The sequence below is a fragment of the Kitasatospora sp. NPDC057542 genome (assembly GCF_042801945.1).
GTDB lineage: Bacteria > Actinomycetota > Actinomycetes > Streptomycetales > Streptomycetaceae > Kitasatospora.
The window spans coordinates 1-11023 of record NZ_JBHVFE010000305.1; the positions used below are offsets into that span (position 1 = coordinate 1).

Consider the following 11023-nt stretch of genomic DNA (forward strand, 5'->3'; position numbering starts at 1 on the left):
GGGCCGGACGCCGTTGTCCGTTCCCGCCCGGCCGTGTCACGTACGCCGGTTCTCCTGCGCCGAGCTCCGGTGTACGCCCTCCCGACGGGAGGGTTGAGCGGTCAGTCGAGTCCGCGCGAGGTGGGGATGCCTACCCTCCTCAGCGCGAGTCGCTGCCCGCCGACTCGATGGCGGCGCGGCCGGCCTCCAGGCGCGCCACCGGGATCCGGAAGGGGGAGCAGGAGACGTAGTCCAGCCCCACCTCGTGGAAGAAGTGGACCGAGTCCGGGTCGCCGCCGTGCTCGCCGCAGACGCCGAGCTTGAGGTCGGGGCGGGTGGCCCGGCCGGCCTCGACGGCGTGCTTGACCAGCGAGCCGACGCCGTCACGGTCGATGGTCTCGAACGGGGAGACCCCGAAGATGCCCTTCTCCAGGTAGGCGGTGAAGAACGAGGCCTCCACGTCGTCCCGGGAGAAGCCCCAGACGGTCTGGGTCAGGTCGTTGGTGCCGAAGGAGAAGAACTCGGCGGCCTCGGCGATCTGCCCGGCGGTCACCGCGGCGCGCGGCAGCTCGATCATGGTGCCGAGCTTGATCTCCAGCGTCACGCCGGTGGACTGGGCGACCTCGGCGAGCACCCGCTCGCACTCGTCGCGGACCAGCTCCAGCTCCTGGACGGTGCCGACCAGCGGGATCATCACCTCGGGACGCGGGTCCCCGCCGGCCAGCTTGCGCTCGGCGGCGGCCTCGGCGATGGCCCGGACCTGCATGCCGAACAGGCCGGGAATGACCAGGCCGAGGCGGACGCCGCGCAGGCCGAGCATCGGGTTCTGCTCGTGCAGCTTGTGCACCGCCTGGAGCAGGCGCAGGTCGTTCTCGTTCGGGTCCTTGCGGGCCTCGGCGAGGGCGACGCGCACCGACAGCTCGGTGATGTCCGGCAGGAACTCGTGCAGCGGCGGGTCGAGCAGACGGACCGTGACCGGCAGGCCGTCCATCGCCTGGAAGAGCTCCAGGAAGTCGCCCTTCTGGAGCGGCAGCAGGGTGGAGAGGGCGAGCTCGCGGTCCTTGTCGTTGTCCGCCAGGATCAGGTGCTCGACCTCCTTGCGGCGCTCCTCGCCGAGGAACATGTGCTCGGTGCGGCACAGACCGATGCCCTGGGCACCGTAGCGGCGGGCGCGCGAGCCGTCCTCGGCGTTGTCGGCGTTGGCGCGCACGGCCAGCCGGCGGCGGCCGTCGGCGTGCGACATCAGCCGGTGCACGGCCTGGACCAGTCCGCCCTGGACGTCGGCGCCGGCGTGCAGGGTGCCCTCGAAGTACTCGACCACGGGGGACGGCAGAACGGGTACCTCGCCGAGGTAGACCTTGCCGGTGGCACCGTCGATCGAGACGACGTCGCCCTCCTGGATCACCCGGCCGTCGGCGGTGGTGAAGCGGCGGGCCTTGGTGTCGACCTCCAGCTCCTCGGCGCCGCAGACACAGGTCTTGCCCATGCCGCGGGCGACCACGGCCGCGTGCGAGGTCTTGCCGCCGCGCGAGGTCAGGATGCCCTCGGCGGCGATCATGCCGTCCAGGTCGTCCGGGTTGGTCTCGCGGCGGACCAGGATGACCTTCTCCCCGGAGCGGGACCACTTGACGGCGGTGTACGAGTCGAAGACGACCTTGCCGATCGCGGCGCCCGGCGAGGCGGCCAGGCCCCAGGCGATCTGCTGCGACTCGGTGTTCGGGGCGAAGCGGGGGAACATCAGCTGCGAGAGCTGGCCGCCGGTGACCCGCATCAGGGCCTCGTCCAGGTCGATCAGACCCTGGTCGACCAGCTGGACGGCGATCCGGAAGGCGGCCGCGGCGGTGCGCTTGCCGACGCGGGTCTGGAGCATCCAGAGCTTGCCGCGTTCGATGGTGAACTCGATGTCGCAGAGGTCGCGGTAGTGGTTCTCGAGCTTCTGCATGATCGCCATCAGCTCGTCGTACGACTTCTTGTCGAGCTTCTCCAGCTCCGACAGCTGCAGGGTGTTGCGGATGCCGGCGACGACGTCCTCACCCTGGGCGTTGGACAGGTAGTCGCCGTAGACGCCCTGGGCGCCGGTGGAGGGGTCGCGGGTGAAGGCGACGCCGGTGCCGGAGTCCTCGCCGAGGTTGCCGAAGACCATGGTGCAGACGTTGACCGCGGTGCCCAGGTCGTTCGGGATGCGCTCCTGGCGGCGGTACAGCCGGGCGCGGTCGCCGTTCCAGGAGTGGAAGACGGCGTGGATGGCGAGGTCCATCTGCTCGCGCGGGTCCTGCGGGAAGGCCCGGCCGGTCTCGCGCCCGACGATGCCCTTGAACACCTCGACCAGTTCCCGGAGGTCGGAAGCGTCCAGGTCCAGGTCGTTGGTGGTGCCCTTGGCGTGCTTGGCCTCGTCCAGGGCCTCCTCGAACAGCTCGCCGTCGACGCCCAGCACGGTCTTGCCGAACATCTGGACCAGGCGGCGGTAGGAGTCCCAGGCGAAGCGCTCGTTGCCCGACTGGGCGGCGAGGCCGGTCACCGAGGCGTCGGAGAGGCCGATGTTGAGGACCGTGTCCATCATGCCGGGCATGGAGAACTTCGCGCCGGAGCGCACCGAGACCAGGAGGGGGTTGTCGGCCTGGCCGAGCTTCTTGCCCATCTCCTGTTCGAGGGCGTCCAGGTGGGCGCTGATCTCCTCGTGGAGGGAGGTGGGCTCGCTGCCGGTCTCCAGGAAGACCTTGCAGGCCTCGGTGGTGATGGTGAACCCCGGAGGGACGGGGAGGCCCAGGTTGGTCATCTCGGCCAGGTTCGCGCCCTTGCCGCCAAGAAGGTCCTTGAGGTCCTTGTTTCCTTCGGTGAAGGAGTAAACAAACTTCTGCTGGGACGGCACGGGTCGGTCTCCTCGTACGCGGTTGCCCTGACGCCGGAGAACATACCCATTTCGAAGGCACTTCTCTGCCCTGAATAGGCCACCCGAGGTCGGTACCCAGAGGTAACCCGCTAGATCGAATGCGCATAAAGGCGTTCACCTCTGTTGGTGAAATCGTCCGCCTGACGCGAGCAAGCGTTCAACTCTTGAATGCATGCAAACCCGGAGATCGTACGATCCGGACGCACGGTAGCGACCGCCGGTCCTTGGCGTCGCCCCGGCTTGATTTCCTGCACCCGGATCGCCCGATCACCGGCCGACCGACTTCGGGAAGCGATTCACAGCCGACCTGTCCATTTCGTCCACCGACAGACCGTCAGCTCCCACCGTATGTGGCAAGCGTCACCAGCGCATCTCACGGGTCGAACGCAGGCCGCCTCTGCCGCTCGTCGCACTGTGTCCGGAAGCATGCCCTCTCCGTGATGACACGGCGCCGAAAAGGAGCCCTCTTGTCCAGAATGGACAAGAGGGCTGGGACCTAGTGGCAGTCGACCCCGAAGGGCCTTTTTTGCCGGCACGTACAGATCATCCGCCGGAGGTGTCCGATTCGGCGTCTGCGCCCGGCCGGGCGCAGTCGTACGGATCGTCCAACCAGCCCTCCGGCAGGACCACCCGGTTGTTGCCGCTGGTCCGCCCGCGCGGCCCGTCCGCACCGGCCGGCCAGCCCTGGGACTGCTCCACCTGGGAGAGGGTTTCGGCCAGTTCGGCCAACGAGGAGGAGCCGGCGAGCTTCACCCGCAGCTCGGAGCCGACCGAGAAGCCCTTGGTGTACCAGGCGACGTGCTTGCGGAAGTCGATCACGCCGCGCGCCTCGTCACCCAGCCACTCGCCGAGCAGCTGCGCGTGCCGCACCATCGCCGCGGCCACGGAGCCGAAGTCTGGGCGGGCGTAGTCCACGTCGCCCTCGAAGATCGCGACCAGGTCCTTGAACAGCCACGGCCGGCCCAGGCAGCCGCGACCCACCACCACGCCGTCGCAGCCGGTCTCGCGCATCATCCGCACCGCGTCGTCGGCCGACCAGATGTCCCCGTTGCCCAGCACCGGGATGTGCGCCGGGACGGACTCGCGCAGCCGGGCGATCGCCGACCAGTCGGCCGTCCCGCCGTAGTGCTGGGCGGCGGTGCGCCCGTGCAGGGCGATCGCGGCCACGCCCTCCTCGGCGCCGATCCGGCCGGCGTCCAGGTAGGTGAGGTGGTCGTCGTCGATGCCCTTGCGCATCTTCATGGTCACCGGCAGGTCGCTGGCGTTGGCGACGGCCTCGCGCAGGATCTCGCGCAGCAGGTTGCGCTTGTACGGCAGCGCCGAGCCGCCGCCCTTGCGGGTGACCTTGGGCACGGGACAGCCGAAGTTGAGGTCGATGTGGTCGGCCAGGCCCTCCTCGGAGATCATCCGGGCGGCCTTGCCGACGGTCACCGGGTCCACCCCGTACAACTGGATCGAACGCGGCTTCTCGCTCGGGTCGAACTTGATCAGCTGCATGGTCTTGGCGTTGCGCTCGACCAGTGCCCGGGTGGTGATCATCTCCGAGACGTACAGGCCGCGGCCACCGCTCTGCTCCCGGCACAGGGTGCGGAACGGCGCGTTGGTGATGCCGGCCATCGGCGCCAGCACGACGGGCGGCCACACCTGGATCGGGCCGATGTCGAGCGGCGCGAACTCGGTGTCGGACGCGGTGGGTGCGGGCGTGGCTGTCATGCGCGGCTGACCTCGGGTGATGGGGACGGGACTCTCCATTGTCCCCCACCCGGGTGAGCGGTCTCCGCCCGCTCCGGGGCCCCCGCTACGGAGCCGACGACGGAAGCGACGGCTCCGGGGGCTCCGGCGGCTCCGAGCGCGCGGACGACGGGAGGACCGAGATCGACCCCGACGTGACCGCGGTGTGCACCCGGTTCGGGCTGGCGGGGTCCGACAGCAGCGGGTCGATCCGGCCGTGTCCGCTGCCGACCTCGCTGGAGAAGGAGTACCGGCTGTCCTTCGGCAGGGTCATCTCCACCGAGCCGGAGGTGGCCGTGGCGTCCACCTCGCGCGGGGCCTTGGCGAAGTCCAGCACCACCGTGCCCGAGCCCATCCGTGCCGTCACCCGCCGAGAACTCAGGTTGCCGCCCTGCACCTGCCCGGAGGAGGTGGAGTGCACGGTCACGTCCCCGGAGGTGTCGGACAGCAGCAGCTGGCCGGAGGTCAGCTCCAGCCCGACGTCCCCGCTCAGACCCTCCACCTGGACGGAGCCGGAGCCCACCGACCCGGTCACCTCGGTCGCGGCCGGTACCTCCAGCTCGATCTCGGCGCCGCAGCCGAAGTCCACGAACGGCAGGACCAGCCGGCAGTGCATCCCGACGGTGAGCACCCCGTCGACGACGACGGCGGACACCACCGGCTTGCGCACCAGCCAGTCCAGACGCTGCTGGACCACCACGTGGCCCTCCCGCCCGGCCCGCACCTTGACCGAGGCGTTGCCGGTCTCCAGTCGGACCCGGTGGATCGCCACGTCGTACGGCCGGGTGGTGCTGGTGCGCTGCTCCACCGCCATCGACCAGGTCTGCAGTCCGGCAACGATCATGACCAGGACGATCACGACCGTCCCGGTGACCCGCCAGGCCTTCACCCCCCGCACCGCTACCCGACCTCCAGGAAGCGCAGAACCGCCATCACCCGGCGGTGGCTGTCCTCGGCCTGCGGCAGGTCGAGCTTGGTGAAGATCGAGTTGATGTGCTTGGCCACCGCGCTGTCGCTGACCACCAGGGAGCCGGCGATCGCGGCGTTGGAACGGCCCTCCGCCATCAGGGCGAGCACGTCGCGCTCGCGCGGGGTCAGCTTCTCCAGCGGGTCCCGGTGGCGGCGCACCAGCAGCTGGGCGACCACCTCCGGGTCCAGCGCCGTGCCGCCCTCGGCGACCCGCTGGAGCGCGTCCACGAAGTCGTCGACGTTGGCCACCCGCTGCTTGAGCAGGTAGCCGACGCCGCTGGTGTTGGTCGCCAACAGGTCCGCGGCGTAGCGCTCCTCCACGAACTGGGAGAGCAGCAGGACGGCGGTGTCCGGCCACTGCCGGCGGATCACCATCGCCGCCTTCACCCCCTCGTCGTGGTACCCCGGGGGCATCCGGACATCGGCCACCACCACCTTCGGGCGGTGCTCCTCGACGGCGGCCAGCAGTTCGGTGGCGTCCCCGACGGCGGCCACGACCTCGAAGCCCACCGCCTCCAGGACCTTGACCAGGCCGACCCTCAGCAGGACCGAGTCCTCGGCGATCACAGCACGCACGGCAACTCCACGGTGATGGTGGTGGGGCCCCCGAGGGGGCTGAGAACGGACAGCGTGCCGTCGACCGAGGCGGCGCGCTTGCGCAGGCCGGTGAGCCCGGTCCCGCGCGAGGGGTCCGCGCCGCCCACGCCGTCGTCGCTGATGACCAGGCTCAGCCGCCCCCCGGCCGTCCGCACCGAGAGGTCGACCCGGTTGGCCCTGGCGTGCTTGGCCACGTTGGTGAGCGCCTCGGAGACGGTGAAGTAGGCGACCGCCTCGACGGTCGGGGCGACCTGCTCGGAGAGGTCGACCTCCAGGCGCACCGGCAGCGGGGCCCGGGCGGCGACGCCGGACAGCGCCGCGTCCAGGCCGCGGTCCTCCAGGACGGCCGGGTGCAGGCCGCGGACCAGGTCGCGCAGCTCGTCGATGGCAGCCTGGGCCTCCTCGTGCGCGTCGACGATCACCTGCATCACCTCCGGCGGCACGTCCTTGAGGGTGCGCCGGGCCAGGCCCAGGTTCATCGCGAGGGAGGTGAGCCGCTGCTGGGCGCCGTCGTGCAGGTCGCGCTCGATCCGGCGGCGCTCGGCGTCCACCGCGTCGACCAGCCCGGCCCGGCTCTCGGCGATCTCCTCGACCCGCCGCTCCAGTGCCTCCGCCCGGTCCGGGCCGAGCAGCCGCCGGGCCGCCCACACCTCCAGCCAGGCCAGCTGCGTCCCCGACAACGGCAGCACCGCCAGCAGCAGCACCCCGCCGACGGTGAGCAGGACGTCCTCCCCGGCCAGGCCCGTGCGCAGCTCGGTGCCGGCGGGCAGCAGCCAGATCCATCCGTACACGGTGGCCAGCACCACGGCGGCCGCCCAGGCGTACAGCACCACCAGCGCGCCCGCCGCCAGCAGCGGACCGGCCACCAGGTGGTAGAGGACCTGACGCCAGGTCATCCCCAGCAGCCAGGCCCGGCGCCCCGCCGGCGGCCGCAGCGGCGGCACCTCCACCCCGCGCAGGAAGCGCAGCCGGCTGCGCTGGACGGCGGTCAGCGGGCGGACGCAGACCAGGACGGCGGCGAGCACCGGGAAGAGCAGGTGCGACTCGGTGACGGCCAGCCAGACCGGCAGCGCCACGGGTATTCCGGCGGCGGTGAAGCGGACGTCCCGCCAGACCTCGGGCGACCACGGTGGGCGCCGGAGGCTCCTGACGAGCGCTCGGCGCAACGTGGTGGAAGGCATGCCGGACAGCGTAGGGCCCGATGATCACGGGCCGCCATGAAGGGGGGTTCCCGGTGGGGGTGTAGCTAGCTACACCCCCGATTCGGTGTGGGGCACCACCGACAGGACGGGGGTCCTAACGGAAGGCTTGAGGGCATGACGAGCACTGCATCGCACTCCGCCACTCCGCCGCACGGGCGGCCCGGCCCCGGGGGCGCTTCCGGAGCGCCGGCGCCGGAGGGCGCGCTGCCGGAGGGGACGCTGCCGGAGGGGACGCTGCCGGCCGGGGCCGGGCCCTGGTCGGTCCGCAGCGTCGAGTCCGGCCGCGGCCGGGCCGCGATGGAGCTGTACCAGTACGGGGAGTTGACCGACGTCGTGGTCGCCGCCCGGCTCGCCCCGCACCTGCTGCGCGGGGCCCGGCACTGCCCGTCCGCCGGGCGGAGCCGGCACGTACTGGCCTGGGGCCGGCTGGCCGCCGACGGTGCGGCGCCCGCGGTGGTGTTCACGGGGCGGCGGCCGTTCCGCCGGGTGCGGTCGACGGCCGAGGTGGTCACGGTGGCCGGGCGGTTCTGGCTTGCCTGGGCGCAGGGGCCGTTCGACGCGGTGCGGGTCGAACACCCGGCGGGCGGGACGGCCGAGCGGCTGCCGCTGGAGCGGGTGCGGGGCCGGGGTGCGGCATGAGCGAGCGAAGCATGGGGGTCCCCCCGGCCGGAGGCTGGGGGAGATTCATCGAAAGGCGCGCATGGGCGAATGCCCCTGCCGAGCGTAGCGAGGCGGGCGCATGAGCACCGCCGTCCTCACCGTCCGCCCCGCCTCCCCCTACGTCCTGCCCGCACGCTTCGCCAAGGTCCCGGTCATGGCCGCGGTCGCGCTGCTGCCGTGGCTGGCGGTCCTCGCCGTCTGCCACGAGACCGCGTGGGTCGTTCTCGACCTCACCGAGTTCGCCGCCCTGCTCTCGCTGGACGCGCTGCTGCGCCAGCGCAGCCCCGCCGCGCTGTGGGCGGGCGCGGCGGTGGCCCTGCTGCTCACCGGTGACGCGCTGGCCGACATCGCCTGCGCCGGGCCGGGCCACGCGGTGCTCGCCGCGCTGGTCATGGCCTCCTGCATCGAACTGCCGCTCGCCGTGGTGTGCCTGCGGCTCGGGCGGGACGCGGCGGTGCGGGGCTGAGTCAGCCCCCCGTGGGCAGTTCGTCCATCAGTGCGCGGGTCTCGTCGTCCAGCGGGGTGTACGTGATCATCCGTGTCCCCAGCTGCGGGCTGAGCCAGAAGTTGGTGTACTCACAGCGCAACAGCCCGACGCCGGGCACCTGGAAGCGCTTGATGCCGTTGCCCGGCCGCATCACGTCGTGCCGCTGCCAGAGCTCGGCGAAGTCCGGCGAGGCCTTGAGCACCCGGGCCAGCAGGGCCTTCCAGGCCGGCTCCGAGCTGTGGTCGGCCATCGCCGAGCGGAACCGGGCCACGATGCCGAGGCGCTCGGTGCGGTAGTCCACCAGCACCTCGCGGAAGTACGAGGGCGTGAACGCCATCCACATCAGGTTCCGGTCCTCGGGGGCCATGCGGTCGAGGTCGCCGACGAACCCGGTGTACTGGGCGTTGCACGCCAGCACGTCGTAGCGGGAGTTGAGCACCATGGCCGGGTACGGCGCCAGCTGCTCCAGCAGCAGCCGCACGCTCGGGGTCACCGAGGGGCACTCCTTCACCGGCACCGGGTCGTCCGCGCCGGCCAGGGTGAACAGGTGGGCGCGCTCGCTCGGGTCCAGCAGCAGCGCCCGGGCCACCGAGTCCAGCACCTGGGTGGACACCTGGATGTCCCGCCCCTGCTCCAGCCACGTGTACCAGGTCACCCCGACCGCGGCGAGCTGCGCGACCTCCTCCCGGCGCAGCCCCGGCGTCCGGCGGCGGCCGGTCATCGGCAGGCCCACCTGCTCGGGCGCCAGGCGCTCGCGGCGGCTGCGCAGGAACGCGGCCAGCTCGTGCCGACGGGCTTCACCGGGGGTGGCCGGGTGCGGGCCGACCGGGGTGGTACGGGCTTGCGCGGCGGGGGTCGTCAGACTCATGCTCCCCAGCATGCGACAGTCGTCAGCCTGTTGCCAGGTACTTCTTATACCTGGATAACCACACTCTGGTACCAGGGTACGGAGCGGCGGATCGTATGACCCGTGACCCAACAACTCGCTGTCGCCCCCGCCCCGGGCCGCACCGCCACCACCCCCGGCACCGCGGCCACCCGTACCTCCGCCCCCGGACCCGTCGGCCTCGGCACCGCCGGGCTGGTCACCGTCCTGCTCGGCGCCTTCCTGCCGATGCTCGACTTCTTCATCGTCAACGTCGCCCTGCCCACGATCGACCACGACCTGGCCGCCGGACCCGCCGTCCTCGAACTGGTCGCCGCCGGCTACGGCATCGCCTTCGCCGTGCTGCTCGTCCTCGGCGGGCGGCTCGGCGACAGCTACGGCCGCCGCCGGCTCTTCGTCGTCGGCGCCGCCGCGTTCGCCCTCACCTCGCTGGCCTGCGGCCTCGCCCCCGGCGCGTGGTCCCTGGTCGCCGCCCGGGCCGCCCAGGGCGCCTCGGCCGCACTGCTGATCCCGCAGGTGCTCGGCACCATCACCGCCGCCACCGAGGGCGCCCGGCGCGGCCGCGCGCTCAGCGTCTACGGCGCGGTCGGCGGGATCTCGGTGGTGATCGGGCAGGTGCTCGGCGGGATGCTGGTCGCCGCCGACCTGTTCGGCACCGGCTGGCGCTCGGTGTTCCTGCTGAACGTGCCGTTCGCGCTGCTCGCCGTGGTGCTCGCGGTCCGCTACGTCCCGGAGAGCAAGGCCACCACGGCCGCCCGGGTCGACGTCCCCGGGACCGTCCTGCTCACCGCCACGCTGCTCTCCCTGCTGATCCCGCTGATGGAGGGCCGCGCCGCCGGCTGGCCGCTCTGGTCCTGGGTGCTGCTGGCGCTGTTCCCGGTCCTCGCCGTCGCCTTCGGTGCCGTCGAGCGCCGCGCCGAGCAGCGCGGGGACATCCCGCTGGTGCCACCGTCCCTGCTGCGCATCCCGGAGATGCGGCGCGGCCTCGGCATCGCGCTCCCCTACTTCGCGGGCTTCGGCGGCTTCATGTTCGTCATCGCGGTCGCCCTCCAGCAGGGCCTCAGGCTCGGCCCGGTCGCGGCCGGCTGGGCGCTCGTCCCGATGGCGGTCGGCTACTTCTCCGCCTCGCTCGCCGGCCCGCGGCTGATCGGCCGCTGGGGCAGCCGGGTGCTCAGCGCCGGCGCCGTCGTCCAGGCCACCGGCCTCGCCACCCTCGCCCTGACCGTGCTGGCCGACTGGGCGCACGTCTCCCCGCTGCGGATGGCGCCGGGCGTCGCCCTCGCCGGCATCGGGCAGGGTCTGATCGGCACCCCGCTGTTCCGGGTCGTCCTCTCCAAGGTGCCCGCCGCCCGGGCCGGCGTCGGCAGCGGCGTCCTCGCCACCGGCCAGCAGTCCAGCCTCGCCCTCGGCGTCGCCACCCTCGGCAGCCTCTACCTCTCCCTCTCCCCCGTCCTCGGCATGGACCGCGCCCTCGCCCTCTGCCTGGGCATCCAGCTCCTCGGTTCCTTCACCATCCTCTACCTGACCACCCGTCTCCCCCGCTCCATCGGCTGACCCCGGGCCTCCGGGCCCCGGCGGCGGCCGGGTCACGGTCATCGCAGCGGCCCCGCGACCGGTACGAC

Annotated in this window: 9 protein-coding genes; 3 read left to right on the forward strand and 6 right to left on the reverse strand. The window is 72.3% G+C overall.

All coding sequences use genetic code 11. The features are described 5' to 3' along the window. Nucleotides 1-139 precede the first annotated feature (139 nt). From ppdK to ACFU7Y_RS30130, 5 genes are all read right to left on the reverse strand, one after another. Nucleotides 140-2848 (reverse strand): pyruvate, phosphate dikinase, encoded by a 2709-nt coding sequence (gene ppdK / locus ACFU7Y_RS30110; protein WP_224282914.1) that lies wholly within the window; start codon nt 2846-2848, stop codon nt 140-142. A gap of 564 nt (nt 2849-3412) precedes the next feature. Then, nucleotides 3413-4582, reverse strand: coding sequence for a tRNA dihydrouridine synthase DusB (dusB, locus tag ACFU7Y_RS30115; protein WP_380770292.1), 1170 nt, complete (start codon nt 4580-4582; stop codon nt 3413-3415). Between the two features lie 85 nt (nt 4583-4667). Continuing rightward, nucleotides 4668-5498 (reverse strand): DUF4097 family beta strand repeat-containing protein, encoded by an 831-nt coding sequence (locus ACFU7Y_RS30120; RefSeq protein ID WP_224282916.1) that lies wholly within the window; start codon nt 5496-5498, stop codon nt 4668-4670. 2 nt (nt 5499-5500) lie between these two features. Then, the gene (locus ACFU7Y_RS30125; protein WP_224282917.1) at nt 5501-6145 is read right to left on the reverse strand and encodes a response regulator transcription factor; all 645 of its coding nucleotides are present in this window, start codon (nt 6143-6145) and stop codon (nt 5501-5503) included. Continuing rightward, the gene (locus tag ACFU7Y_RS30130; protein ID WP_380770293.1) at nt 6133-7347 is read right to left on the reverse strand and encodes a histidine kinase; all 1215 of its coding nucleotides are present in this window, start codon (nt 7345-7347) and stop codon (nt 6133-6135) included. Before ACFU7Y_RS30130 ends, ACFU7Y_RS30125 begins: the two co-directional genes overlap by 13 nt. Nucleotides 7348-7482: 135 nt before the next feature. On the opposite strand from ACFU7Y_RS30130, the gene ACFU7Y_RS30135 reads away from it, so the two are divergent. Both ACFU7Y_RS30135 and ACFU7Y_RS30140 read left to right on the forward strand, forming a co-directional pair. After that, the gene (locus ACFU7Y_RS30135) at nt 7483-8007 is read left to right on the forward strand and encodes a hypothetical protein (RefSeq protein WP_380770294.1); all 525 of its coding nucleotides are present in this window, start codon (nt 7483-7485) and stop codon (nt 8005-8007) included. 100 nt (nt 8008-8107) lie between these two features. Beyond that, nucleotides 8108-8494, forward strand: a complete 387-nt coding sequence (locus ACFU7Y_RS30140) for a hypothetical protein (RefSeq protein ID WP_380770295.1) — start codon at nt 8108-8110, stop codon at nt 8492-8494. 1 nt (nt 8495) lies between these two features. Here the strand turns inward: ACFU7Y_RS30140 and ACFU7Y_RS30145 are convergent, their stop codons facing one another. After that, nucleotides 8496-9383 carry a helix-turn-helix transcriptional regulator gene (locus ACFU7Y_RS30145; protein ID WP_224283277.1) on the reverse strand — a complete coding sequence of 296 codons (888 nt, stop codon included), beginning with the start codon at nt 9381-9383 and terminating at the stop codon, nt 8496-8498. A 102-nt stretch (nt 9384-9485) separates the two neighbouring features. Here ACFU7Y_RS30145 and ACFU7Y_RS30150 point away from each other — a divergent pair, with 102 nt between their 5' ends. Then, nucleotides 9486-10955, forward strand: a complete 1470-nt coding sequence (locus ACFU7Y_RS30150; RefSeq protein ID WP_380770296.1) for an MFS transporter — start codon at nt 9486-9488, stop codon at nt 10953-10955. Nucleotides 10956-11023: the final 68 nt, after the last annotated feature.

Excerpts from the sequence above, each read along its gene's own strand:
- dusB (WP_380770292.1), bottom strand. The coding sequence starts at position 4,582 with ATGACAGCCACGCCCGCACCCACCGCGTCCGACACCGAGTTCGCGCCG.
- ACFU7Y_RS30130 (WP_380770293.1), bottom strand. The coding sequence starts at position 7,347 with ATGCCTTCCACCACGTTGCGCCGAGCGCTCGTCAGGAGCCTCCGGCGC.
- ACFU7Y_RS30135 (WP_380770294.1), top strand. The coding sequence starts at position 7,483 with ATGACGAGCACTGCATCGCACTCCGCCACTCCGCCGCACGGGCGGCCC.
- ACFU7Y_RS30140 (WP_380770295.1), top strand. The coding sequence starts at position 8,108 with ATGAGCACCGCCGTCCTCACCGTCCGCCCCGCCTCCCCCTACGTCCTG.
- ACFU7Y_RS30145 (WP_224283277.1), bottom strand. The coding sequence starts at position 9,383 with ATGAGTCTGACGACCCCCGCCGCGCAAGCCCGTACCACCCCGGTCGGC.